This is a genomic window from Streptomyces sp. NPDC015345, assembly GCF_043078805.1.
In the GTDB taxonomy this organism is placed as follows: Bacteria; Actinomycetota; Actinomycetes; order Streptomycetales; family Streptomycetaceae; genus Streptomyces.
Genome location: NZ_JBIBTX010000006.1, coordinates 525634 through 551374, shown reverse-complemented (window position 1 = coordinate 551374; position 25741 = coordinate 525634). Strand labels below are relative to the sequence as shown.

Genomic DNA, 25741 nt, shown 5'->3' with positions numbered 1-25741 from the left:
CAGCCTGCACGACCTGCGCGACCGCCGTCTCGTACCTCGCCGTCGCGGCGAGAATGAGGCGTATGGAGACGAACAGTGTGCAGGACCTGCCCGATTCGACGACGGAGCGAGACGGATGCGCGATCGTGCGCGTGCTCAGTTACAACGTCCGCTCCATGCGGGACGACGTCGCGGCCCTCGCTCGGGTCATCCGGGCCTGCCGGCCCGACGTCGTCTGCGTTCAGGAGGCGCCACGGTTCTTCCGCTGGCGCAAGGCCGCCACCCGTCTCGCGCGGACCAGCGGGCTCGTGTACGTCTCGGGCGGCGCCACCGCCTCCGGCCCGATGATCCTCTCCTCGCTCCGTGCCCACGTGGAGCGCACCGAAGACATCCTGCTGCCCCGCACCCCGGGGCTGCATCAACGTGGCTTCTCGACCGCCGTGCTGCGGTTCGGGCGGGCCCGGCTGGGGGTCCTGAGCTGTCACCTGAGTATTGACGACCAGGAGCGCTATACGCAGGGCGAGTTGCTGCTGGAGAGGCTGTCCGCCCTCGGGGAGCCGTACGCCGTCGTCGGGGGCGACTTCAACGACCGACCCGACGGCCGCACCTTCGGCCTGCTCAGCAACGCACTCCAAGACGGCTGGGGGACGAAACCGTGGGGGCGGGAGCACACCACCCGGCTGGGCGACCCGCTCCAGCGCATCGACGCCGTCTTCGCCACACCGGGGGTGCAGGTACTGGGGTGCGGAGTGCCGATGGGCCTGCCCGGGGTTCGGGAACAGGATCTGCGCGCGGCCACGGATCACCTGCCGGTGCTGGCCTCCGTGCGAGTTCCCGCCACCGCTTGCTGATCCGTCCTTGAGTGCCTGTGTCTGAACCTCGGATGGAGAGTCTTCTCAGGTCAGTATTCGAACGAGGCGATCCGAAGGCGGCTCGATGGGCAGCGCAAGACACCCGGCGTCCGGCGAGGCGCCGGGCAGGCATGAGAAACGAGCCTGGCGTCGGTGTATGGAGCAACGTGGCCCACCGGGTATAGCCGAACGTGCACGTCGAAGCAGATGTTCAGGGATTGATCCCGGTTGTCCCACCTATCGAGCGCCCATGATCGGGAGGACCAAGTGCACCCCGTGGCACGACAGCGCGTTCACCCGTGCCATGGTTGCGGCCATGACAGTTGACGCGGTTCCGGGCAGTGAGGTCGTACTCGAGACAAGTCGCCTGCTGCTCAGACCTTGGCGGGTAGCCGAGGCCGTCGTCCAGCATGAGCTGTGGACCGAACGTGATCCACGAGTGCCGCCGCACCGCCGAATCGACGCCAACGGCCACCCCACGGTCGAGGAGCTCGAGGGTTCGATCCGAACCAACCAGCTGTGGTCGAGCGGGTTGCTGGCGGTCGAGCGGAAAGCATCTCGTGACGTCATCGGCTACTGCGGACTGGTCGACAGCGAGCGAGGATCGGCAGGAGAACCTGAACTGGCATTCGAGCTGCTACGCCGAGTTTGGCGTCAGGGATACGCGACCGAGGCATCGTTGGCGGTTCTGGAATGGGCGAGATCATCTGGGTACGAACGTCTGTGGGCCACGGTCTGGGACTGGAACACCGCTTCTCGCCGCGTGCTGGCCAAGGTCGGATTCACCGAAACCGAGCGGAAGGAAGTGGACGCGGTGTACGGAACCAACCTGTTCACCACGAGACGGCTCTGACACACCCCGTATTGACCTTGCGGACGGCTCCGTGCCGACGGCTGACGCCGAGCCCCCTGGTGCGGATAGCCCTGTGGAGCCGTTGTGGTGGTGCGACGATGAGGTTGGCTTGAGGCCCGGTGATCCCTTGGTGGGACTGATGACCGTCAGTACCAAGATGATCAATCGCGTTGGGCTTCGAGGGAGGGCGGCTGTCCGCTCCTGCGGGAGTTTCGGCGGGTGATTCGCCTGGCCATAAGGGTGGTTGCAGCCCAGGTGATGAGGGATTCCGAGTGCTGGACGAGCCGTACGTAGTCCCGCGCGTGCCGACGGGCGTGCATGACCCAGGCGTGTGAGCGTTCGACGACCCAGCGCCGGGGCAGAACGACGGAACCCGGGGACGTTCACGGATTTGTGCGTCATCGGGTAACCCGTCACGTCGAGACGCCGAGGTCGGCGTCAGTCGTTCTCGTGCGCGCTGATGAACGAGCGCATCTTCGCCAACGCCGTGCCATTGGAGATGATCATGAGGTGGTTCGGTGCCGTCGGTCCGCTCATCAGGTAGTTCTCGTCCGCGCCGGCCAGCATCGCGGTGTCGGTCGGTGTGGCGTTGCGGTCCTGGGTCGACCTGATCGTGAGGTAGTCGATCTTGTCGTTGGAGGGGACCTCGGAGGGATTGTTCAGGGCCTTGAGGAACGCGGTGTTCGGGGAGGCGAACTGCTGGCAGGACACGTACCACTGGCAGCCGTTGTTGGTGGTGCCGTGCTGTGGTCCGGCGAAGCCGATGTACTGGGAGACCTTGTCCGCGCCGTCGAGGTCCTTGATGTAATACCGGGCGGCGAGGGTGGAGGCGGACCACGTGGCGAGGACGACCTTGTCGGCCCCGGTCTGGCCGCGGACCTGGTCGACTTTGGCAGAGAGCTCCCGTGCGGCCTTGGCCAGGTCCTGTGTCATCGAGCTGCTGTCCGTCCAGGTGAACAGCCGTTCCGCGGGCCAGCCGTTGGCCTGCAGGTCGGACTTCATGGGGTTCATGTTGGCCGTGGAGCCAGTCATGCCTGGAATCATGATGACGGGGTCGTGTCCGGCGGCGGGAGCGGCGGGCCGGGGCACTGCTCCGGACGCCTGGGAAGCCATGCACAGCAGGCCCGTGGTCAGCAGGGCCGCGAGGGGGGCGCCGCGCAGCCGCCGTGCGCCGACGGGGCACCGGTCGCCGGTGTGGGTCGATGCCGTCCCGCTGTGCCTGGTGGACGCAAACAGCATGTGATGCTCCTTACTGCCGGGCGGTCACCGAGCGCTGATGTGCGGCTCGCGCTCGGAGAGGCGCCGGCAGGAGTCGGGGGTGGTGTGCCACAGAGCACGCTAGAACCACCTGTCGCGGCAGGCAGATGGGTGCCGTGGACGTCTTTCGCCTCCCGTGGTGTCCGCTCCAGCCATTACGCCTCGGCTTCACTCACCGGGATGCGCGTCAGGCGCGTGCGTACCGTCCCTGCACACGCGGCACGGCCGGCGCGGCCCACTCGGCGCCGCGGCCACGCGGGCGCCGAGTGGGCACTCGGCACACCTCCAGCGCCTCACATGTGTGCGCTGCTCCTCTCGTAGCGCCTTTCGGCGGCGTCATACCGTCGTAGCGGCGCGGCGGGCGCCGTCGGCGCCGTGCGGTTCTCGTAGACATGCGGTTCTCGTAGACATGCGGCTGTCGTGACCGCCGGCCGCCGTGCGTGTGGAGCCGCCACTCCGGCCTGCGCCAGTTGCGTATCGCGCATTTCGGGTCCTCGGCAGCCGGTGCGACGAGGGCCACGTACACATGTCAACGCACATATCTGCCCAGTCTCGGAGGCCGGCATATGACTCGGTTCGGAATCGTCGGCGGTGGGCTTATGGGGCATGGGATCGCTGTCGCTCTCGCCGTGGCGGGGCACCATGTCGTCGTGTACGACGCGGATTGCGCGACCCTGGCCTCACTCGACGAACGCGTCCTGCGGGCACTCGGACGCTGTGAGATGCCGCCGGACGACGCCGTGCCGGTCGCCGCACGCATCACGGCAGCGAGAACCCTGTCGGACATGGTGGTGGGCGTGGATGCCGTTCTCGAAGCCGTTCCTGAGCGGCTTGACGTCAAGCAGCAGGTCCTTGAGGCGCTGGAAGCGATAATTCCGGCCGTGATGCCGGTCTGGTCGAACACCTCGGTGCTCTCGCTCACAGCGGGTCTTCGGCGACCGGTGCGTACTGCCGTGTCGAGGCCGTCATCCACCCGGTGGACCCGGCGGCACCCGACATCACCCTGCGCGTCGCCCTGCCGCAGCAGTGAAACATGAAGTCGATGATGTTCGAACCCTCGCCCGCTCGGCCGCGGCTACGCCACCTACGCCGGTGACTCCGGCCACCGGGCGGCGCCGGACTTCGAACCGACCACCTCCCTGGACGGCTCCTTCGGCCTCAACGACGAAGCCGTACGCAACTTCGCCGGCGACGCGCTGAAGAAGACCCACGATGCCGCGCGCCACATCATCCGCACGCACTACGGCTCCGCCCCCGCCCACACGTACATCGCCGGCGGCTCCAGCGGCGGACGCGAAGCGCTCGCCGTCGCCCAGCGATGGCCCACCGACTTCGACGGGGTCATCGCCGCCTACCCTGCCTGGAACGCCGTGAGCCTCAACCTCTTCTTCGGTTACGAGGCCCGGCTCCTCTCCCCCCCGGCGCTTTCCCCGGCCCGGCGGAACAGGCCCTGCTGTACCGCCGGGTCGTCAGGTCCTGCGACGGTGAGGACGGCCTGCGCGACGGTGTCATATCCGACGAAGCAGGCTGCCGCTTCCAGCCCCGCCGAGTCAGCACCGGCGGGTGACCAGCCGGTTCGTACGGCCTGACATCATCTTGGGGGCAGCTTGCCGTCGGACGCGTGGAGGCCGTCGTAGGCCACCCCTCCCGGGGGGTCAGGCCGGGTGCCCGGCGGTGATGTCGCTCGCGTCGTGCAGCGTGAGTGCGGCCTGGTTGCCCTGGTCTTCCGCGGTCTCCTTGGCGTGGGCGGCGGCGATCGGGTTGAGGACGAAGGCGACGTGGTCGCCGCCGTCGTACCGGTCATGGATCCGCCCGGTGAACCACGCGAGGGCATCGGTCAGGACGAGGGCCCCCTCCGGCCCTTCGTGCCACGCGAGACCGTCGAATTTGTCGGTCTCCGCACTGCAACGGGAGCCGAAGCGTGCGGCGAGGTCATGTCGGTCCCGCGGCAGCAGGTGGACCGTGAGGGTGTGCGCTGCCAGGGCGAGGCGGTAGGTGTGGTTGGCCTTGGAGAGCCACACGGCGAAGCGGACGGGGTCCAGTGAGCATTGGCTGGCGAAGCCGACCAGGCAGCCGGCCCGCTGTCCGTCCGCCGCCGCGGTGACCACGTACACGGAGGGGTCCGCGAGTGTGGTGAAGGCCGCGATGTCCTCGTCGTCCATGTCCACCTCCAAAGGCTCATCATTCCGCCCGCACGCTGACGGGCTGTTCATTCACCTGCGGTCTCAGCGTCCGCCCGCCGAGCGACGCCTGCCACTCCTGTCACTTGCCCCGGGCGGACGTGGTGATGCGCTTGGCGTCCGGATATCGGGCTCGCCTCACCGCCTTCGCGATGGCTGGGCTCGCCCGTGGCCAACCGGAGCACCGCCAGGCCCAGGGGGCTGAAAGCCAGGCGAAGCGAACCACCCGTTTCGGCGCCGACCCGCAGGGCTGAGGTGAGGCGTTCAGCAAGGTGTGAGGCGGACGGCGAGGATGGCGAGGTCGTCAGGGCTGTCGGCGCCCAGGCGGATCAGGAGTTCGTCGCAGAACACGTCCAGGGGTTCACCCGCCAGGGCGGCGGTGTGCTCGGCGAGCCGGGCCATGGAGTCGTCGAGGGTTTCGTCCCGGCGTTCGATGAGGCCGTCGGTGTAGAGCAACAGGGTCGAGTGAGCCGGGAGTTCGACGGTCGCGTCGGGACGGGGCATGTCGGGGTCCACCCCGAGCAACAGGCCCGCCCCTTCTTCGAGGAAACGGGTCCCTCCCTCGGCGGTGGTCAGCAGCGGCGGCGGATGCCCGGCGGAGGAGTAGTGCAACTGCCAGGGCCCCTCGGCGGGGCCCTTGATCAGACCGTAGAAGCAGGTGGCGGTGGCTTCCTTGTACAGGCTGTGGTTGGCGAGGTCCAGGCGGCGCAGGACCGCTTCGGGAGGTTCCTGCCGGTCGATGGCGATACCGCGGAGCATGCTGCGCAGCTGGCTCATGGCGATGGCCGCGTCGAGATTGTGTCCGGTGACATCGCCGATGACCAGCGCGGTCCCGTGCGCCACGACGAAGCTGTCGTACCAGTCGCCGCCCACCTGCGCGGTGGTGGAGGACGGCGCGTACCGTGCGGCCATCGGCAGGTGCTCCACCTCGGGCAGCTTGGCCAGCAGCGCCCGTTGCAGGCGTTCGGCGACATTCCGGGTGTCCTGGTAGAGGCGGGCGCTGTCCACTCCGAGGGCGAGGGTGCGGACCAGGTCGTCGACGAGGGACAGATCCTCTTGGGTGAAGGGGCGGCTCCCGCTCGTACGGGCGACGGTCAGGGCGCCGAAGATCTCCCGGCGCGCCCTGAGCGGCGCGACGATGGCGCTCGTCGCGCCCATCCGCTCGAACAGCTCCGCGTACTGGGCGTCCAGGGGGTTCCCGTCCGGGCTCGGTGGGGGAACCTCGGTGAGCAGCAGCGGGCCCGCGCCGCGCAGCACGCGGGCCAGCGGACCCCGCGCGCCCTCGGTCAGCGGCGGGAGTCTGCCCTCGTACGCCTCGGGGAGCAGTCCCGGGGGCGGATCGCGGTGGGCGACGCAGACCCGGTCCACGCGGGCCTCGTCGTCGAACAGGTCCACCGTGCACCAGTCGGCGAGGCGTTCCGTCATGACCTGGCCCGCCCGTTGGAGTCCCGCGCCGAGGTGGAGGGTGTTGCTCAGCGCACTGCCGGTGTCGGCCAGCAGGGTGAGCCGTTCGAGGGGCGACATGTCCGTCCGCGTACCGCTGCGCAGTCGGTCGCGTTCCGGGGCGGTCGGCGGCTGGGGTCCGGCGGGGAGTTCCTGCGCGACCGTGAGCCGGTTCCTTCCGGAGTCGGCCGGCGCGGCTCCCCGGGGAACGAGGTGGGCCACGAACACGGTGCGGCCGTCGGTCAGCTCCTGGGTCCGGATGACGAGGCGTACGGGGACGAGGTGGCCGTCCTGGTGCTGAGCGGGCAGCGGCACCGAGCGGCCCAGGATGCGTGCCTCGCCCGTGAGCAGCAGAGAGGTGAACGCCGAGAGGTGGCGCTCGCGCAGGTGTTCGGGGATGAGCACGGTCAGCTTCTGCCCGATGAGCGCGTCGGCGTCCCAGCCGAGCAGGTCCGCCGCCGGTCCGTTCGCCGCGACGATGCGGTTCGTCTCGTCGGCGGCGATGGTCGGCACCCTGCTGGTCCGCAGGTGCCCCACGTCCCACGGCACCAGCTCCGAGGTGCTGAGGCCCGGCTCCGGAGGAACCATCAGCAGGGTCCAGGGGGCGGCCGAGCCGCCGTCGAGCTGGCCGATGATCTGTTCGAGCACCCATTTGCGGAAGAGGCGGTTGAGCGGCAGGGAGGGCAGGGTGAGGAGCTGCTCCTCACGGGCCGCGTCCTCGGCCACAGCGAGGACACGGCGCAGCGTGTTCACCGCGGGGGCGGCGTCCGCCGGTACCGTCAAGGTCAGGGAAAGGATGTTCGTCTGAGGGTGGTGCTCCTCAAGGGCGGCCCGCAGGCAGGCGCTGACCAGGTTGTTCGTGTCCTGAGCGGTGGCCAGGTCCGCCGGCCGCACCTCGGGGTCGTCCCGTCCCTCCATGGCGAGCGCCAGTTCGCGCAGCAGTGCGTGCCGGTGCTGTTCGGAGGCCGCGCAGAGGTCGCGCGGCATGTCCACCAGGTCCACGGTCGTGCAGGGGTCGCAGGGATTGCGGGGATTGCGGGGATCGGCGGGTGGCGCGCCGGCTTTCCACCCCGACGATGACGACGGCGCACCATCAGCACCACCAGCACCACCAGCGCCGTCGGGGCCCTCAGGACTCCTGGGGCCCCCGCGGTCATCGGGCAGAAGTTCGAACCAGGCCGTCTTGCGCTGCCCGTCGGCGTCCACTCCGTAACGGGTCGCGAGCTCCTCGACGATGCGCAGGCCCTGCCCCGTGCCCGCGTACGGGCGGCCGCCGAGGGGCACCAGGCCGCGTGCGGGACAGAGATCGCTCACCTTCACGAGAGCGCCGCCGCCGCGAGGCAGGACCGCCACCTCGACCTCGGTGCGCGCGTGCAGCACCGCGTTGGTCACCAGCTCGCCGACCAGGAGCCGAGCGGTGTCGACCAGCTCCGACGGGGCTCCCTCCAGAGCGGTCCCGACGAAGCGCCGGGCCGACGCCACGCTCCGGGGCGCCGGCGGAAACCGGCGCGACCTCGCCCCAGGAGCATCGGAACTGTCCATGCGTCCAGCCTGCCTCACCCCACACGACCCCGCAGCCGCGCTCACCGCGAGCCCTGCCCGGACAGAACCGTCGCAGGCGGGTCCACTCGACTGCCGCCTTGCCCGTGAACGCCATGTGTCACTCGGGCCTCAAAGGTTCCCGCGCAGTTCATTTGGTGCCGGACAGGCAACCTCCGCACCGCACTTGCGCATCGGTTCGCCGGGGAAAGTTGGCTCACTCGACCCTGCCCCTGCCCGGTCGGGGCCTCTACGGTCCCTGTGACCAGTCGGCGACGCCCGTCAACTCATCGTTCGTTCCTCGGTGTAGGAGTATCTGTGGACCGTCGCAATTTCCTGCGTGGTGCGGTGTTCGGCACCTCTGCCGCCGTCTTCGGAGGCACCCTCATGCACGGCGCCGCCTACGCGGCCCCGGCCCAGAACGGGACCGGCCCCTACGGCGGTCTGCTGGCCGCCGACGCCAACGGCATCATGCTTCCGTCCGGCTTCACCAGCCGCGTCATAGCCCGCTCGGGCCGGACGGTTTCCGGCACCTCGTACACGTGGCACGGCGCCCCTGACGGCGGTGCCTGTTTCGCCGACGGCACGGGCTGGATATACGTATCCAACTCCGAACTCGCCACCGGTGGCGGGGCGAGCGCCGTCAAGTTCAACGCGTCGGGATCTGTCACGGGCGCCTACCGGGTGCTGTCCAACACCCGTAACAACTGCGCGGGCGGGGCCACCCCCTGGAACACCTGGCTGTCGTGCGAGGAAGTCAGCCGCGGCTACGTCTACGAGACCGACCCGTGGGGCGCGAAGGCCGCCGTGCGCCGGGGCGCGATGGGCCAGTTCAAGCACGAGGCGGCCGCCGCCGACCCGGTGCGCAAGGTGATCTACATGACCGAGGACGAGTCGGACGGCTGCTTCTACCGGTTCATCCCGGCCACCTGGGGCGACCTGTCATCCGGGACCCTCCAGGTACTGGTCGCGGGCACCGGCACCACCGGCTCCTTCACCTGGACCAACGTGCCCGACCCGGACGGCTCCCCCACCTACACCCGCGACCAGGTCTCCGGCGCCAAGATCTTCAACGGCGGCGAGGGCTGCCACTACGCCTCTGACACCGTCTGGTTCACCACCAAGGGCGACAATCGCGTCTGGCGGCTCAACCTGCGGAGCAGCACCTACGAACTCGCCTACGACGACAGCCTCGTCACCAACGGCAGCGCGCCACTGACCGGTGTCGACAACGTCACCGGCAGCTCCTCGGGAGACCTGTTCGTCGCCGAGGACGGCGGCAACATGGAGATCTGCGTCATCACCCCCGCCGAAGTCGTGGCCCCCTTCCTGCGCGTCACCGGCCAGTCCGGCTCCGAGATCACCGGTCCTGCCTTCTCCCCCGACGGCAAGCGGCTGTACTTCTCCAGCCAGCGCGGTACGTCCGGAAGTTCCTCCGGCGGCATCACCTACGAGGTGACCGGACCCTTCCGCACCACCGCCTGAGCACGCTCCGGCCCGCGCGGCGTGTCAGCGGCGGACGCGGCGGATACGGATCGGGCCACGGACGTCCGCCGGGTCCACGGGGTGGCCCCGCTGGGTGATCTCCACCTCGCCGGCCGTGACCAGCCGACGGGCAGCGCGGCGGGCCGGTTCCATCAGCGCGCGCCAGCCGTCGTCGTCCCCTCCGTACACCGCCCGTGCGGCGTCGGAGGGGCAGATCGTCGCGGTCGGGCCGCGGCGCTCCAGCAGGTCCAGGATGGCCCGTTCCAGGCGCCGGTCCGTCTGCCGTACGTTGTCCGCCACATCCGCCAGTGTCACACCGCCAGTGCCGTACCGCCGGTGCCGTACCGCCGGTGTTCCGTACCCTGACGGCATGCGTATGCGCCCTACTCTGAGCTGGACACCTGCCGAGGACCTGCCGCCGGGTACGACGGATCCGGGGCCGGTCGTCGATGTGCTGGGCGTCGGCGGTGTGCTGGTGCTCAGCGGGGCGGGTATCTCGACGGAGTCCGGCATCCCTGACTACCGGGGCGAGGGCGGAAGCCTGAGCCGGCACACCCCCATGACCTACCAGGAGTTCACCGCAGGCCATGAGGCCCGGCGTCGGTACTGGGCGCGCAGTCACCTAGGGTGGCGCACCTTCGGCCGGGCCCGGCCCAACGCCGGGCACCGGGCCGTGGCCGCGTTCGCGCGGCACGGACTGCTCACCGGCGTGATCACGCAGAACGTCGACGGCCTGCACCAGGCCGCGGGCAGCGGGGACGCCGTGGAACTCCACGGGAGCCTGGACCGGGTCGTCTGCCTGTCCTGCGGCGCCTTCAGCCCGCGCGGTGAGCTCGCCCGGCGGCTGGAGGAGGCCAATCCGGGCTATGCGCCGGTGGCCGCCGGCATCAACCCGGACGGCGACGCCGACCTCACCGACGAACAGGTCGGGGACTTCCGCGTGCTGCCCTGCACTGTCTGCGGCGGCATCCTCAAGCCGGATGTGGTGTTCTTCGGCGAGACGGTTCCGCCCGAGCGGGTCGAGCGCTGCCGCGCCCTGGTCCGCGAGGCGGCGTCGCTCCTGGTCCTCGGCTCCTCGCTTACGGTGATGTCCGGGCTGCGGTTCGTCCGCCAGGCGGCCGAGGCCGGCAAGCCCGTGGTGATCGTCAACCGGGATGCCACCCGGGGTGACCGTTACGCCGTCACACGGGTCGCACTGCCGCTGGGACCGGCGCTCTCCTCCGTGGCCGACCAGCTGGGCGTCCACGTCGAGGGAGCGGCCGGTCGGCGGTCCGACCCGGCCTGATGCGCCCGCGGGCGAGGCGAGAGCAGGGCGCCCGGACCTGGTGAACGCACCTGCTCGCCGCCCTCCGCCCGCGGCTGCCCTACCGGTCAGATGACGCCCTGGGCGGACATCGCGTCCGCCACCCGCTCGAAGCCGGCGATGTTCGCGCCCGTCACGTAGTCCCCGGGGGCGCCGTAGCGCTCGGCGGTCTCGTGGCACGTGCTGTGGATGTCGTTCATGATGCGCGTCAGTTCCTCTTCGACGCGCTCCGCCGACCACGACGTACGGGCGTGGTTCTGGGCCATCTCCAATGCGCTGACCGCGACGCCGCCCGCGTTGGCCGCCTTCCCTGGCCCGAAGGAGACACCCGCCTGCTGGAAAAGGCGTACGGCCTCGGGTGTCGTCGGCATGTTGGCGCCCTCCGAGACCGCCTTCACGCCGCCCCGGATCAGAGCGGTGGCGTCGTCGGCGTCCAGCTCGTTCTGGGTGGCCGACGGCAGGGCGATGTCCGCCGGTACTTCCCAGACCCGCCTGCCCGGCACGAAGCGGGCCGAGGCGCCGCGGCGCTCGGCGTAGGTGTCCACGCGGGCGCGTTCGACCTGCTTGACCTGCTTGAGGAGGTCCAGGTCGATGCCCTTCTCATCGACCACGTAGCCGGAGGAGTCCGAGCAGGTCACGGCGTTGGCGCCGAGCGCGGCCAGCTTCTCGATGGTGTAGATGGCGACGTTCCCGGAGCCGGAGACGACCGCCGTCCGGCCTTCGAGGGTCTCGCCGCGCTCGCGCAGCATCGCCGCCGTGAAGAGGACGTTGCCGTATCCGGTCGCCTCCGGACGGATCAGGGAGCCGCCCCAGTTCCGGCCCTTGCCGGTGAGGACGCCCGCCTCCCAGCGGTTGGTGATGCGCCGGTACTGGCCGAACAGGTAGCCGATCTCCCGGCCTCCGACGCCGATGTCGCCCGCGGGTACGTCCGTGTGCTCGCCGATGTGCCGGTACAGCTCCGTCATGAACGACTGACAGAAGCGCATGACTTCCGTGTCGCTGCGTCCGCGCGGGTCGAAGTCGCTGCCGCCCTTGCCGCCGCCGATACCGAGGCCCGTCAGCGCGTTCTTGAAGATCTGCTCGAAGCCCAGGAACTTGATGACGCCGAGGTTCACCGACGGGTGGAAGCGCAGGCCGCCCTTGTACGGGCCGAGCGCGCTGTTGAACTCCACCCGGAAGCCGCGGTTGACCCGCACGCGACCGCGGTCGTCCTGCCACGGCACCCGGAAGACGATCTGCCGCTCCGGTTCGCACAGCCGCTCGATCAGCCCGGCTTCGGCGTACTCGGGGTGGGCCGCGATGACCGGCGCCAGCGTCTCCAACACCTCGCGGGCGGCCTGGTGGAACTCCGGCTGGGCCGGGTTGCGGTGTTCGATCTCGGTGAGCAGCCGCGAGAGCGCCGGCAGCGCTGACTTCGAATCGGGTCGCGTGGTCAAAGGGGGCCCTTTCTGGCACGGCTGACACCGGCGATCCGGTCAGGGACGCCGCTCGCTCCGGTGCAGCCCGGTCGGAGCGCTCGGCGCCATTGCCGTGCGCGGGACGCGCAAGCCGCAAGTATGACGCGCATGTAAACACAGTGACCAGCCCCTCGGTCCAGAGAGTGACCACGATGCGAGACCGGGCTGCCGGGTGCTTTCGGCCTGCTCGGCCGTCACTTGTCGGGTCAGTAGGTCTGAGTGAACCGGCCGACCGCCGGGAACGTGTTCGCTTGAGCCCGGCATCGATGCCCGGCTGACGTACGAACGAGAAGGCGATATCCCGCGATGGCCGATGACGCATACCTGTTCCTCCTTCCCGACCGGCACCCTCGACTGGGAGCGGCCCTCGCCGCCGTCGGCGCCTTGGAGTGCACGGAAACCCCAGCCGTGCAGGGCTGGTTGCAAGCCCACGAGGTCTCCCTTTCCTCGGAACAGGTCAGAATCCTGCCCGCCGATGCACAGGCGCTCATCCCGGAGGATGCCGAGCGGCTGCCGGTGCCGCTGAGCGAGGAGGAGGCGCTGAAGGTCCAGCAGGAGTGCGCGCCTCAGGCCGTCACGGACCTGGAGAGCGAACTGCTCGCGTTCCGGGAGACGACCCAGGACTGGGAGGCCCTCGTGCACCGGGCCCTGACCGCGGGGATGCCGGCGCAGCGCATCGCCCAGCTGACCGGCCTCGATCCGAAGGAGATCGCCCGCTTGACCGCCTGACCGCCGCCCGGGGCCCTCCGGTCAGACCTCCTCCCTGACGTTTCGTCGCTTCGCCACGAGCGACGCCATGGGGGTCCTCGGGTCGGATACCGCCAGCGACAGGAGCCGGGCGAAGTCGGACATCCAGGCCTCGATGGTCGCGGGGGCGAACAGGTCCGTCGAGTATTCGAAAGTGAGCGTCGTCTTCTCCGGTCCGGGGTGCACGACGACGTACAGCTCATTGCGGGCCGCCGCGCGCACGGCGACACCTTCGACGGCGGCGGACAGACGGTGCAGCTCCAGGGCGGGCGGCCGGGCGGTCACCACCGTGAACAGCACCGTGGGGAAGAGCGCGGAGCTGAGGCGCTCCTCCAGCAGTCCGGCCACCTCGCTCAACGGCAGGTCCTGGTGGTCGAGCGCCCTGAACAGCGTGCCGCCCAGCTGGTCCACCAGGTCCGCGAAGACGCCGGCGTCACCGATCCGGGCACGCAGGAGCACCGCGTCACCGACGAACCCGACGACTCCCTCACGGCCCGGCTTGGCGCGGTTGGCGCTGGAGGCGGCGAGGACGACGTCGTCGGGGCCGCCGCACACGGACGCGGCCCAGGCGGCGAAGGCGGCCGCCCACATCACGTACGGAGTGGTGCCCAGGTCTGCCGCCGTCTCTGCGACCAGCGAGGCCGTGCCCTCCTCAAGGGTGAGGGTGTGCAGCGCGCCGCGCCCCGACAGGGCGGCCGGGCGGTGATGGTCGTAGGGAAGGTCCAACGTCAGTGGTGCCCCGCCGAGTTCACGGCGCCAGTACTCCTCCAGGTATCGACGCCGGTCGGGAGCGAGGGCGTGTTCGGCGCGCGCCACGTCCGTGAACTGTGCTGAGGGCGGCGGGAGTTCGTGGGCGGTGTGCCGGCAGGCGGCGTTGTACAGCTCCTGCAGCTCCTGCCAGAGCACGGTCATCGACCAGCCGTCGCAGATCGCGTGGTTCAGTACGGCCAGCAGGACCCAGCGGTCCGCGGCGAGGCGGGCCAGGCGGAAGCGGAACAGCGGGGCCCGGTGCAGCGCGAAGGGCCGCGACGCCTCGCCCCGGCACCAGTCGGCGACGGCCTCGGCGTCGTCGCCGTGTGCGGTCAGATCGGTGACCGGCACCTCCACCGGTACCGCGGCAAGCACCTCGAAGAGCCGCTGCCCGGCCCGCTCGACGCACCGGGCGCGCAACGCGTCGTGCCGGGCGACGAGGGCCGACAGCGCCTGCTCCAAGTGGCGGGGGTCCAACTCCCCTCGCAGGTCGAGGCGGTGGGTGACGTTGTAGACGGCCGGGTCGGCGCGCTCGTGGTGGCGTCGCCACAGCCGGCGCAGGCTGGAGGTCAGGGGGACGGCGGCGGCCACCGCCTCGTCCGGGCCCGTGCTCCCGCCGCCGCCCCGTGCCGCCAGGCCCCTGATCGTCGGCGTTCGGAAGAAGTCCGCCATCGACAGGTGCAGGTCCAGCTCCTCGGCCATGCGGTGCAGCAGCCGGATCGCGCTGAGCGAGTGCCCGCCCAGCTGGAAGAAGGAGCGGTCGACGGGCAAGGACCGGGTGCCGAGTTCGGCGCACCACAGCTCGTGCAGGGACTTCTCCCGGGCGGTGGCGGGTTCAGCGCCCGAGACGTGCGGGGCGTCCGCCGTCTCGGGATCCGGGAGGCCGCGCCGGTCGAGCTTGCCCGAGGTGTTGACCGGCAGCCGCTCCAGCGCCACCCAGCGGCCCGGGACCAGGTGGTCGGGGAGTTCGGCGGCGAGCGCGGACCGCAGCCGGGCCAGGTCGGTCCCGGTGTGCCTCGGGACGACGTACGCGACGAGTTCCATGTCGCCGTGCGCGTCGTGGCGCGGCACGACGGCCGCGTCCTTGACCTCGGGCAGAGCGGTCAACGCGCCTTGCAGCTCGGCGGGTTCGACGCGGTGGCCCCTGATCTTGACCTGGTCGTCGACCCGGCCCCGGTACTCCAAGGTGCCGTCCGAGCGCCAGCGGGCGAGGTCGCCGGTGCGGTAGTGCACCGTGCCGGTGCCGTCGTCGACGAAGCGGGCCGCGGTCTCCTCGGGGCGGCCGTGGTAGCCGTGCGCGACCTGCACACCGCTCACGTGGATCTCACCGACGGCGCCCACCGGCACCTCGCGCCCGTCTGGAGCGACGAGCCTGATGTGGGCGCCGGGCACGGGGGTCCCGATGGGCGGCCACTCCTCCCCCTCGGGCACGACGCGGTGCGAGGTGACGACGATCGAGGTCTCGGTGGGGCCGTACTGGTTGTACAGGACGCACCGCGGGTGGGCGGCCAGGAAGCGCCGCAGCGCGGCGGTGACCTGCAAGGGCTCGCCGCACTGCACCACCTCGCGCAGAGCGGGCAGTTCGGGCGCCGTGTCCATCAGGTAGCGCAACGGGGTGCTCGGCATGTAAAGGCGCTGCACCTCGTGGTGGCGCAGCGTCCGGGTGAGCACGGCCGGGTCGTGCCGCACCTCGTCGTCGATCAGGACCAGGGCGGCCCCCGACGCGAGCGTCGTGAAGATCTCCTGGACGCTGATGTCGAAGGCGGGCGAGGTCCACTGGAGGGTGCGCAGCGGCCTGTGCCGCGCCACTTGCCCGCGCACCAGGGCGGCCGGGCCCCGGTGCGGGACGACGACACCCTTGGGCCGGCCGGTGGAGCCGGAGGTGTAGATGCAGTACGCCGGGTCCTCGGATAGCACCTCGACGTCGGGGGGTGTGTCCGGGAGCGTCGTGTCGCTGTCGTCGCTGTTGTCGCTGTTGTCGCCGGCGTCGGCGTCGGCGAGCAGTACGCCGGGCGCGTGGGCGGCCAGATCCGGATGCCGGGCGAGCACGGTGGCACAGGTGAGCAGCAGCACGGGGCGGCCGTCCGTGAGCAGCCCGCTCAGCCGGCGTGTCGGGGCGGACGGATCGAGCGGCAGGTAGGCGGCGCCGCTCTTGAGTACGGCGAGCAGCGCGGAGATCAGCTCGGGACCGCGCGGCAGCAGGACCGCCACGCGCTCCCCGCGGTCCGCGCCCAGCCGACGCAGGCGGTGGGCCATGCGATTGGCCCGCGCCTCCAACTCGCCGTAGGAGACGGCGCGTTCGTCGCCGATGAGCGCGAGCGCGGCCGGTCTGGACCTGGCCTGCTCCTCGAACAGGCCGTGCAGGCTGCCGGGGCCGGACGGTGCCTGCTCCTCCAGTCCGCCCCACCGTGCGAGCGTGCCGCGGTCGGCGGGCGAGGGGGCGGTCAGCTCGGCGACCGGGACGTCGGGCGCTTCGAGGGCCCGCCGCAGCAGTTGCTCCACGTACTCCACGAAACGGCGCGCGGTGGACGCGTCGAAGAGTGCCGTGTCGTACTCCACCATGAACCGCAGGCCCGCGCGGTGGTGTGTCAGGTAGATGCTGAGGTCGAAGGGGGCCCGCTCGCTCGGCACGTCCAGGAGCGTCGCGGCCAGGCGAGGCGGGTCGAAATCGACCTCGGCCTCCTGTTCGTACTCCACCATGACCTGGAAGAGCGGATTGCGGCCCGGGTCGCGGCGCGGCGCCAGCGCGCCGACCAGCTCGTCGAACGGCAGGGCCCGGTGTTCGTACGCGGTGGTGCTGGTGTTCCTGACGCGGCGCAGCAGGGTCGCGAAGTCCGGATCGCCGCTCAGGTCCAGGTGCAGCGGAACGGTGTCGAGGAAGAGCCCGACCGCGTGCTCGGCGCCCTCGGGCCGGGCCGCGACCGCGGTCCCGAGCGCGAAGTGGTCCTGCCCGGCGAAGCGGCCGAGTACGGCACCAATGGCGCCGGTCAGCGCCATGAAGACGGTGGCCCGTTGGGACGCGGCGAACTTCTTGATGCCCTCGGTCAGTTCGGCGTCCCACGTGTACGTCAGGCTCGCCCCCTCACCTGTGCGCTCCGGAGGGCGCGGCCGGTCGGCGGGCAGGTCGAGGTCCGGTACGTCCGCCAGTTCGCACCGCCAGAACTCAAGGCTCTCCGCGGCCGTCGCGGCGTCGGGAGCGTCCTCGGTGATGTCGTCGTGGAGCGCCGGAAGCCGGGGCTCGCCGTCGGGCCAGGAGCGGTAGTAGGCGGCCAGGTCGCGGGTGAACACCTCGGTGGAGGAGGAGTCGAAGGCGATGTGGTGGGCGAGCAGGAACAGCAGGTGCCGCTCGGGGGCGAGGCGCAGCAGCCGTACCGCGAGGGGCGGGCCCTCGCGCAGGTCGAGGATGCGGCGGCCCTCGGTGGCCATCGCGGCCCGCAGCGCCTCCTCCTCACCCGCCCCGGTGTGGTCGTCCACCGGACAGTCGAGTGTGATCCGTTCTAGCACCTGCCGGTAGGGGGTGCCGTCGGCGTCGCGGAAGACGGTCCGCAGCGCCGTGTGCCGGTCGGCCACCTTCTGGAGGGCCCAGCACAGCGCCTCGGTGTTCAGCGCCCCGTCCAGACGGATCGCCTTGGGCTCGTGGTACATGCTGGTGCCGGGGCGCAGCTGCTCCAGGAACCAGATGCGGCGCTGGGACGGTGTGAGCGGCCTGCGCCCACCGGGACGCGCGTTCCCCTCCGCTTCGGCATCGCGCCGACGGGAGCGCAGGCCGTCGAGCAGGGGCAGGGCGGCGAGCACCTTGTCCGCCGGTACACCGAAGTCCACGAAGCACGCGATCTCGTCCGCGCCCGCCGCCCTCAAGCGGCTCACTGTCTCGGCGGCCGTCGACTCGTCCCCGATCAGGGCGCGCGTGTCGCAGTAGCGTTCGTAGGCGCGGCCGAGCAGGAACTCCACGTCCTCCTCGGGGGTGTTCGCCAGGTCCACGTCGAAGCCGAGGCTGTTGGTGACCTGGTCGAACAGGGACAGCGAGGAGCGCAGGTACGACACGAAGGGCCGGTACGCCTCGGCGCGTGCCCGCGCCGCGTCCTGCTCCAGATACGTGTGTACGAGGACGACGACACGGCCCGCCGCCGGGTCGAGGCCGTGCTCGGCGCGGGTGCGGCGGTACAGGGCGATGTTCTCCGCCAGCTGCTCCACCGTCTGCGCCATCAGGTTGGTGACGACGCCCAGGTCGTTCGCGGCGGCTCGCCGGTAGCTTTCGGGGTTGCCCACCACGGCTACGTACAGGGGCGGTTGGTCCTGAAGGGGCCTCGGGTGCAGCTGGACGTCGACGGGCTCGCCGTCGCCGCCGGTCAGGGTGATGGCCTCCCCGGACCACAGCCGACGCACGGTCTCCAGCTGCTCGTACATGGCCTCGCGGTGGCGTCCGAAGACGTCGGGGGCGAGCGCGAAGTCGGTCGAGTGCCAGCCGCCGGCGAAGCACATGCCCGCCCGGCCACCGGAGATGTTGTCGACCACCGACCACTCCTCCGCCACCCGGACCGGATGATGCAGCGGCAGGACCACGGAACCGGCGTGCAGCCGGACGCGGCGGGTGCGGGCCGCCAGGGCGGCGGCGAGGACGGAGGGGTTGGGGAAGAGCGCGCCGAACGAGTTGAAGTGCCGCTCGGGGAACCACAGCGCGTGGAATCCGTGCTGGTCAGCGAAGTCGGCCGCCCGCATGATCAGGGCGTACTTGTCGTGGGCCGCGTCGTCCGGGTAGTCGCCGAAGAAGTAGAGGCTGAAGTCCGGCGCGTCGGTGGTGGCCGGTAGGTCGGATACCGGCGGGGTGGTGGCCGGTACGGCATGTACCGGCGGGCCAGTCGGTACAGCGCGTTCCGGTGGGGCAGCGGGAACGGTGAGGGGTTCGGCGGGCGCGGCGGGTGGCGCCGGCCTGGCGGCGGCGAGGGCCTCCGTCTGCCGGTTGACGACGCCGGTCACCTGGTCGATCAGGTGCCGCGTGAGTTCCAGCTGCTGCGCGAAGAGGTCGTGCAGGTCGGGTGAGGCCCCCGCGGGGCCGGACCGCGGGAGGGCGGGCGCCTCGGGTGCGGGCGGGGCCTGCGCGGGTGGGGGCGTCGGTTCCGGTTCGGGTGCCGACGTAGCGGTGCGCGGTGGCAGCCCGGTCGCCTCGGCCTGCCGCTGCGCGACGCGGTCGGCCAGTTTGCGCGGCGTGTCCGCCGTATCGAAGAACTCGCGTACGGGGACGCGCACGCCGTAGCGGCGATCGAGCTCCTTGGCCATCCCCATGAGGGAAAGCGAGTCCGCGCCCAGCTCGAAGAACGAGCGGTCCGGCGTGACGTCCGCGATGTCCGCGCCCAACTGGTCCGCGGTCATCTCCCTGATGCCGAGCAGGGGTGCGGCGTCGGGCAGTACGGGGGTCGGCTCGTCCGGAGCCGCGTGCGCGACCGGCACGGCGGTGTCCGAGGCCGTGGTGCCCGGGGTCATGGTGTCGCGGGCCGCGGTGTCCCGGGCCGCGGCGGAGACGCGGGCGGGAGCCACCTCACGGCGGCGCAGCGGATGCCCCGGCAGCGGGATCCGGCCCCCGCCGCGTGCGAGGGCCGACCAGTCCAGGTCCGTCCCCGCGCGGTACAGCTCGCCGAGCGAGTGCAGCATGCCGCGCTGCTGTACCGCGGCCCCGCTCCCCTCCCCCTGGCCTCGCAGCCAGCGGCTTTCCGGCAGGCAGTGCCGTCCCAGGCCCCGGAGCGTGTCCCCGGCGCCGAGCTCGACGAAGCCGCCCCGGCCCCCGCCCGCCGCCGTGGCCAAGGCCAGGTCGAAGCGGACGGGCCGCCGTGCCTGCGCGCACAGATACGAGGCGTCGGGGGACCAGCCCACGGGGCGCACCTCGCCGTCGAGGCAGCTGACGAGGGGCACGCGCAGCGGCGCGTACGACACCTCGTCCGCCGACGCGCGGAACGCGGACAGCGCGGCGTCGAGCCCCGCCGAGTGGAAGGCCCGGTCCACCGGCAGAGGCCGCCACCGGATGCCGTCACGGTCCAGCAGGCGCGCCGCCTCGTCGAGGGCTTCGGGCGTCCCGGAAAGAACCTGCGAGCGGGGCCCGTTGACCACGGCGACCTCGGCGCCGGAAGCCTCGGCGACGCGCTGGGCGGTCGTCGGGTCGGTGCGGACCGCGAGCATCGCGCCGGGCGGGCTGTTCCGCTGCATGAGATGACCGCGCCGAGCGGTGAGGCGCAGCCCGTCGTCGATGCTCAGCGCTCCCCCCGCGTGCAGCGCCGCGTACTCGCCGACGCTGTGGCCCAACACCATGGCGGGTCGCACCCCGCAGGCCCGCCAGACCGCCAGCAGGGCCGCCTGGTGGGCGAACAACGCGGGTTGGGCCACTTCCGTGGGCCACACCCGGTCCGCGTCACCGTCGGCACCGCCGTCCGCACCGCCCATATCTCCGGTACCGCTCTCGCCGAGCAGCAGCGGCATCAGCGTGCCGCCGAACTCATCGGCGTAGACACGCTCGCAGCGGTCCACCACCGAACGGGCCTCGGCGAACGCGTCGTAGATCCCACGGGCCATGCCGGCGCGCGCACTGCCCTGGCCGGAGAAGGCGAACGTCAGCGGTCCGAACGGGGAGAGGGCGGCCGGTGGTTGCTCCAGGGCTCGCGCGAGTTCACCGGCGTCGGCACCCACCACGGCCGTGCGCGCGGCGCGGTGCGGACGGCCGCGCCCCAACGTGGCCGCCACGTCGGCGGGGCCCGTGTCCGGCGCGTTCCGCAGGCGGTCGCTCAGCAGAGCGGTCAGCTCCCCCAGCGCCTGGGCGTCGCGTGCCGAGACGGGGACGAGCGCGGGCCTGCTGGACGTGGGCCTGGGGCGCCGGGCCGGGGCTTGTTCGAGGATGACGTGGGCGTTGGTGCCGCCCACGCCGAGAGCACTGACCCCGGCCCTGCGGGGCGTCCCGTCCGGCACGGTCCATGGCCGCAGTTCGGTGGCGAGCCTCAGGGGGCCGTTCTCCAGGCCGAGCCGGGGGTTGGGGTGCGTCAGGTGCAGGGTCGGGACCAGGGTGCGGTGCCGCAGCATCAGTACCGTCTTGATCAGGCCCGCCATGCCCGCGCAGCTGTCGAGGTGTCCGATGGCCGGCTTCACCGAGCCGACGGCGCAGAACGCGGTGCGCCTCGTGTCCACGCCGAGGGCCCGCCCCAGCGCCTCGAACTCCACCGGATCCCCCAGCGGCGTGCCGGTGCCGTGCGCTTCCACGTAGGTGACGGTGTCGGCCGGGACGGCGGCCCGGCGCAGCGCGTCGCGGACGACCGCCACCTGTCCGGCCATTCCGGGGGAGGTGTAACCGGCTTTCCGGGCGCCGTCGTTGTTGACCGCCGAGCCCAGGATCACCGCGTGCACCGTGTCCCCGTCGGCCAGTGCCCTGTCGAGGCGTTTGAGCAGTACGGCCGCCACTCCGTTGCCGCCCACGGTGCCGTCGGCGTCGGCGCCGAAGGCGCGACATCGGCCGGTCGGGGACAGGATGGAGTCGGGGTGGCTGCGGTAGCCGGTCTCCTGCGGCAGGTGCACGGCCGTGGCACCGGCGAGCACGACGTCCGCGTCACCGGTCAGCAGGGCCTGCGCCGCCAGGTGCACGGCGACCAGTGACGTGGAACAGGCCGTCTGCACGCCGATGGCGGGACCGGTGAGGCCGAGCCGGTAGGCGACCCGGGTGGCGACGAAGTCCGGCTGCTGCCCGATCGTGCTCTGCATCCCGGTGACCGGGTCCCCGTCGGCGTCGGCGTATGCGGCGCCCCCGTCGGCGTACGCGTACGAGGGAGATCCCGTCTGCTGGTGGTCATAGAGGTGCATGCCCGAACCGGCGAACACGCCGATCCTGGTGTCCTGTTGCGGGAGCGCGTAGCCGCCGTCCTCCAGCGCCCGGTGGCAGCACTCCAGGAAAAGGCGGTGTGCCGGGTGGGTGAGCCGGGCTTCCTTGGGGGTGAGCCCGAAGAAGTCGGTGTCGAAGTCCAGCGCGCCGTCGAGGACCCCGGCGACCGGCACCCGGTCGGCGGCCGCCGCCTGCTCGGCCGTGAGGCCCGCGGCCCGCAGTTGGCCCTCGTCGAAGACGGTGAGGCAGTCGACGCCGTCACGCAGGTTCCGCCAGTAGGCGTCCGGCGAGTCGGCGCCGGGGAAGCGCAACGCCATCCCGATGATCGCGACCCGCTGGTCTGCGCCCCTCCCGGCCTCTTCGGGCTGGCGCGCGGGCCCCGTTCGTGACGGGGTTGGTTGCTCGGCGAGGTGCATGAGGTGCTCGGTGAGCGCGTCCGCCGTGGGGTGTTCGAACAGCGCGGTGTCGGCGATCGCCCGCCCCAGACGCTCTTCGAGCCGTCCGCGCAGACGGAGCAACTGCACGGATGTCAGCCCGAGTTCATAGAACGGCAGGTGCACCGGCACCGGGTGGCCGAGCACGGCGGTGAGCTCCTCGCGCACCGCTCGCCCCGTGTCACCGCTCCGGTCCCCGGCACCTTGGGAAACGGCGGCGGCGCGGGGGGCCGCGCGCAGGTCTCCTTCGATGAACCGGTCGCGCAGCTCGGCGCGCCGCACCTTGCCGGCGGGTGTGCGCGGGAACCGTTCCACGGGGACGGGCAGCACGTGTGTGGCGGTCAGGCCGAGGCGTGTGAACAGCTCCGCCTTCACCTGGCGAGTGATGCGGGCGTCCTCTTCGTCCCCCCGGCCGACGAAGAACACAGCGAGGCGTTCCGTGCCGCGGCCGGAGTCCGGTATCCCGCAGGCGGCCACTTCGCCGACGCGTACCCCGGGCACGGTCGTGGCGGCGGCCTCGATCTCGTGGGCGTACACGTTGTTCCCGTTGAGGATGATCACGTCCTTGCGGCGGCCGGTGATGACGACCTGGCCCTCGGCGAGGAACGCCAGGTCCCCGGTGTCCAACCAGTCGGCGCCCTCGGGGTAGGCCGATGCGTCGGCGTCCGGGTTGTCGACGTAGCCCGGCGTCAGACGCATGGGTGAGTGCACCTGCAACTGCCCGATCCTGCCGCCCTCCAGCGGCCGTCCTCCGTCGTCGACGACCCGCAGGGACGTGCCATGGGCGGGCGAACCGGCCGCGACGAAGGTCACGCACTCACTGTCCGGAGCGTCCGCGTCCGCGCTCCGCAGCTCCCCGCCGAGGCTGGACTTGACCAGGCGGTGCACGGTGCCCGGCCGGTCGAGGCGTCCGTAGGTGATCGCGGTGACCGTCTCGGCCATGCCCCAGACCGGGACGAGGTGACGCTCGCGGACACCGAAGTCCGATGTGGCGTCGAGGAAGGCCCGCAGGACCGGCAGCGTGATCTGCTCACCGCCGCACACCAGCGAGGTCAGGCCGCTCAAGGCCCAGCGCCTGTCGGGCTGTTCGGCGAGCGCGTCCGCCACCAGCCGGTACGCGAAGGTGGGCGCCCAGCCGTGCTGGGCGCGGTACTCGTGGAGCAGATCGAGCCAGCGCAGCGGGTCGGCGAGGACCGTCCGGGTGGGCGTGTGCACGTTGGCGCAGCCCGCGAACACCGGCAGTACGTGATAGAGCAGGAACGCCCCGCTGTGGTCGAGGGGCAGCCAGTTGACGAAGGTGTCACCCGCCCGCACCGGCAGGATCCGGCGGGTACTGGCCGCGAAGTCGGCGAGCCCGGCGTGCGTGAGCCGCACCGCCTTCGGCGCGCCCGTGCTGCCGGAGGAGAGCATCAGCAGCGCGGTGTCCGACGCCTTGGGCTCGTGGTGGTCGTACGACTGCGGATGCCGGAGGAAGTCGGCGGCGACGAACACCCGCTCGCCCTGACCGAGGCCCGCGAGAGCGGCGGCGCCCGGGGCGTCGGTGAGCACGAGGGGGTCTTTCAGCAACGCGCGGGTGTGGCGCAGCCGTTCGGCGGCCACGGAGCCCGCCGCGGGCGGGTCGGCGATGGCCACGGGCACGGCGCCGCCGAGGACGCAGCCCCAGAAGGCCGGAAAGAACACGTCGAGCGGCAGCCCGCACAGCACCACGGTGTCCCCCGGCCGCACGCCTTGCGCGCGCAGCCCGGTGAGGAATCGCCGTGCCCGGTCGAGGAGTTGGGGGTATGTCTGCGTCTCGGTTCGCCCCTCGGGGCCCACCGTGACCACTCCCACCTCCTCGTCGGCGGCCGCCGCCCCGAGCAGGGCACGGATCGCGTCACGAGGGTCGTCCCCGTCGAGTTCTGGCTCAGGACCCCGGCAGAGGGCCTGCCCCCGTACGCGCGTCATGTCCGTCCCCTTCTGCTTCAGCTGTCAGTGGTGTCTTGGACCCAGGGCCGCGGGTGTCGCGACCGGGGGGCATGGCAGCGCCGCGACGGCGCGCGGCGGCGAAGGCCAGCAGCGCCAATGCCCCGCACAGAGCGGTTCCGTGGAAGGCGGCGACGACCGCGAGCACGGGGAAGCCTTCCAGCGCGGCGGCCGCAGCGATCATGCCGAGGGTGAAGCCGGCGGTCTCGGCGGACGCCGACATGCCGAACAGCCGGCTGCGTTCCCGCTCCGGCGCGGCCTGTAGGCGCGAGACGTACACAATCTCGGTACAGCCGTCGGCGATTCCCGCCGCGAGAGCCACCAGGATCAGGGCGGGGGCGGGAAGTCCCGTGAAGACGAGCACGAAGAAGACCGCCATGGCGGCGGTTCCGAGCGCGAACGCGCGCTCACCGTATGCCTTTGCGGGCTGGAAGCGTTTGAGGACCTGGTGGGAGAGGAGGGCGCCCACGGCCCAGGCCACCCAGAACTGGGTCATGAACAGCGCCGGATTGTCCGGGGACTCCAGGCCGGCCACGATCGGCAGGGCCACGTTGTGCGAGGAGGAGGCAAAAGCGTCGGTGCCCCGCAGCAGGAGCGCCGCGGCCAACAGCGCGGGGATTCCCGCAAGTCCGAGCCTCGCCCCGGTCTTCCGCCGCCCGGGGGCCGACTCGGTCGGAGGTCCCTCGTCCGTCGCGCCCTCGGCGTCGGTGCGGGGCCGCAGCACCAGCACGACCACCGCCGACACCACGAAACTGGCGCTGTTGACCGCGAACGCGAGCGCGTACCCGCCGGAGGCGATGACGGCCGCAGCCGAGCCGTATCCGAGGACGGTGGCAGCCGAACGCCCCGCCACCAGAAGCCCGTTGGCCCGCGAGCGCCCGTCGTGCCCGACGAGCACCGGCACGGCGCTGCGCAGCGCCACCGTGAAGAGTGTGTTCCCCGCGCCGAGGACGATGACCGCGCCCAGGAGGAGGGTGAGCGAGGGATCACGGGCGCTGACCGCGAGCAGCGCCATCGCGAGGGCCTGCGCCACGTCGGCGCCCACCATCACGGTGCGGCGGCCGAGGGCCGTGGTGAGCGCGCCCGCGCCCAGGCCCGCCAGCATGCCGGAGAACAACCGGAGCGCCATCACCACGCCGATACCGAACGCGCTGCCCACGACTTCGTACGTGAACAGACTCAGGGCGATCAGGTTGAGGAAGTTCCCATAGGCGGAAACGGCATAACTTGCCACAAGTGCGCGGAATCGCCAGCTGATCGACGCCGTTTCACTTCGCCGACCCGCCCTCACAAAACCCCTCACTCATGTGACCGTTCAACGGATTTGAGGTAGTCAACCCGCTGGGTCAAATCGAGTCAACCCACCGCCGGCCGACTGCGCGGCTCCCCGACGATCAGGGCCTCCGCCCATGTGCGCCTCGCGGTTACCGGACTTGGCCGGTCCGGCGTGCCGCGGCTGAGCCCGGGGCGGTTTCCCGTCATTCGCACGTATCCCATACTGCGCGGCCTCGTCCGATCTGGCCGATAAACCGACAAGCGACGTCAGCCATCAGGCCGTTCCCCCTACCTCGTCGGCTTCGCGCCCAGGGACTGCCGTCTTATACGAGCCTGTCCAATTCACGGGGCAACCCCTCACCGGCCCCTCGCCC

13 protein-coding genes and 2 pseudogenes are annotated in these 25741 nt (G+C 71.5%); 7 read left to right on the top strand and 8 right to left on the bottom strand.

Annotated features, from left to right (window positions below):
- The first annotated feature begins 62 nt into the window (after positions 1-62).
- A complete protein-coding gene (locus tag ACF062_RS26470) occupies positions 63-830 on the top strand; it encodes an endonuclease/exonuclease/phosphatase family protein (RefSeq protein WP_392141839.1) in 768 nt (255 codons plus the stop codon).
- Between the two features lie 316 nt (positions 831-1146).
- The gene (locus ACF062_RS26465; protein WP_392141837.1) at positions 1147-1683 is read left to right on the top strand and encodes a GNAT family N-acetyltransferase; all 537 of its coding nucleotides are present in this window, start codon (positions 1147-1149) and stop codon (positions 1681-1683) included.
- 173 nt (positions 1684-1856) lie between these two features.
- Here ACF062_RS26465 and ACF062_RS26460 read toward each other — a convergent pair.
- A pseudogene (locus ACF062_RS26460) lies at positions 1857-2057 on the bottom strand (IS5/IS1182 family transposase); the annotation flags it as partial.
- A 64-nt stretch (positions 2058-2121) separates the two neighbouring features.
- Positions 2122-2922: an esterase/lipase family protein gene (locus ACF062_RS26455; RefSeq protein ID WP_392141835.1), complete on the bottom strand. Its 801-nt coding sequence runs from the start codon at positions 2920-2922 to the stop codon at positions 2122-2124.
- A 584-nt stretch (positions 2923-3506) separates the two neighbouring features.
- Between ACF062_RS26455 and ACF062_RS26450 the strand changes: the two genes are divergently transcribed.
- Both ACF062_RS26450 and ACF062_RS26445 read left to right on the top strand, forming a co-directional pair.
- On the top strand, positions 3507-3977 hold the full coding sequence (locus ACF062_RS26450) for a 3-hydroxyacyl-CoA dehydrogenase NAD-binding domain-containing protein (RefSeq protein ID WP_392141833.1): 471 nt from the start codon (positions 3507-3509) through the stop codon (positions 3975-3977).
- A gap of 78 nt (positions 3978-4055) precedes the next feature.
- Positions 4056-4529 (top strand): annotated as a pseudogene (locus tag ACF062_RS26445) (tannase/feruloyl esterase family alpha/beta hydrolase); the annotation flags it as partial.
- Positions 4530-4595: 66 nt separating this feature from the next.
- On the opposite strand, the gene ACF062_RS26440 reads toward ACF062_RS26445, so the two are convergent.
- Positions 4596-5102 (bottom strand): flavin reductase family protein, encoded by a 507-nt coding sequence (locus tag ACF062_RS26440; protein ID WP_392141831.1) that lies wholly within the window; start codon positions 5100-5102, stop codon positions 4596-4598.
- A 282-nt stretch (positions 5103-5384) separates the two neighbouring features.
- A complete protein-coding gene (locus ACF062_RS26435) occupies positions 5385-8105 on the bottom strand; it encodes a SpoIIE family protein phosphatase (RefSeq protein ID WP_392141829.1) in 2721 nt (906 codons plus the stop codon).
- Positions 8106-8420: 315 nt separating this feature from the next.
- Here ACF062_RS26435 and ACF062_RS26430 point away from each other — a divergent pair, with 315 nt between their 5' ends.
- On the top strand, positions 8421-9587 hold the full coding sequence (locus tag ACF062_RS26430; RefSeq protein ID WP_392141827.1) for an alkaline phosphatase PhoX: 1167 nt from the start codon (positions 8421-8423) through the stop codon (positions 9585-9587).
- Positions 9588-9611: 24 nt separating this feature from the next.
- Here ACF062_RS26430 and ACF062_RS26425 read toward each other — a convergent pair whose 3' ends face one another.
- Entirely contained in the window at positions 9612-9887 is a 276-nt protein-coding gene (locus tag ACF062_RS26425) for a DUF3253 domain-containing protein (protein WP_392141825.1), read from the bottom strand.
- Between the two features lie 70 nt (positions 9888-9957).
- Between ACF062_RS26425 and ACF062_RS26420 the strand changes: the two genes are divergently transcribed.
- Positions 9958-10872: an NAD-dependent protein deacetylase gene (locus ACF062_RS26420; protein WP_392141823.1), complete on the top strand. Its 915-nt coding sequence runs from the start codon at positions 9958-9960 to the stop codon at positions 10870-10872.
- Positions 10873-10958: 86 nt separating this feature from the next.
- On the opposite strand, the gene gdhA is transcribed toward ACF062_RS26420, so the two are convergent.
- Positions 10959-12326, bottom strand: a complete 1368-nt coding sequence (gdhA, locus tag ACF062_RS26415) for an NADP-specific glutamate dehydrogenase (protein ID WP_392141821.1) — start codon at positions 12324-12326, stop codon at positions 10959-10961.
- A gap of 327 nt (positions 12327-12653) precedes the next feature.
- Between gdhA and ACF062_RS26410 the strand changes: the two genes are divergently transcribed.
- Entirely contained in the window at positions 12654-13076 is a 423-nt protein-coding gene (locus ACF062_RS26410) for a DUF6003 family protein (RefSeq protein ID WP_223778735.1), read from the top strand.
- Positions 13077-13097: 21 nt separating this feature from the next.
- Here ACF062_RS26410 and ACF062_RS26405 read toward each other — a convergent pair whose 3' ends face one another.
- A complete protein-coding gene (locus ACF062_RS26405; RefSeq protein WP_392141819.1) occupies positions 13098-24074 on the bottom strand; it encodes an amino acid adenylation domain-containing protein in 10977 nt (3658 codons plus the stop codon).
- Positions 24034-25326, bottom strand: a complete 1293-nt coding sequence (locus ACF062_RS26400; RefSeq protein ID WP_392141817.1) for an MFS transporter — start codon at positions 25324-25326, stop codon at positions 24034-24036. The genes ACF062_RS26405 and ACF062_RS26400 overlap by 41 nt, the downstream gene beginning before the upstream one ends.
- Positions 25327-25741: the final 415 nt, after the last annotated feature.

Coding starts and splice junctions, on each gene's coding strand:
- ACF062_RS26405 (WP_392141819.1), bottom strand. CDS start 24,074: ATGACGCGCGTACGGGGGCAGGCCCTCTGCCGGGGTCCTGAGCCAGAA.
- ACF062_RS26440 (WP_392141831.1), bottom strand. CDS start 5,102: ATGGACGACGAGGACATCGCGGCCTTCACCACACTCGCGGACCCCTCC.
- ACF062_RS26420 (WP_392141823.1), top strand. CDS start 9,958: ATGCGTATGCGCCCTACTCTGAGCTGGACACCTGCCGAGGACCTGCCG.
- ACF062_RS26465 (WP_392141837.1), top strand. CDS start 1,147: ATGACAGTTGACGCGGTTCCGGGCAGTGAGGTCGTACTCGAGACAAGT.
- ACF062_RS26435 (WP_392141829.1), bottom strand. CDS start 8,105: ATGGACAGTTCCGATGCTCCTGGGGCGAGGTCGCGCCGGTTTCCGCCG.
- ACF062_RS26455 (WP_392141835.1), bottom strand. CDS start 2,922: ATGCTGTTTGCGTCCACCAGGCACAGCGGGACGGCATCGACCCACACC.
- ACF062_RS26410 (WP_223778735.1), top strand. CDS start 12,654: ATGGCCGATGACGCATACCTGTTCCTCCTTCCCGACCGGCACCCTCGA.
- ACF062_RS26450 (WP_392141833.1), top strand. CDS start 3,507: ATGACTCGGTTCGGAATCGTCGGCGGTGGGCTTATGGGGCATGGGATC.
- ACF062_RS26470 (WP_392141839.1), top strand. CDS start 63: ATGGAGACGAACAGTGTGCAGGACCTGCCCGATTCGACGACGGAGCGA.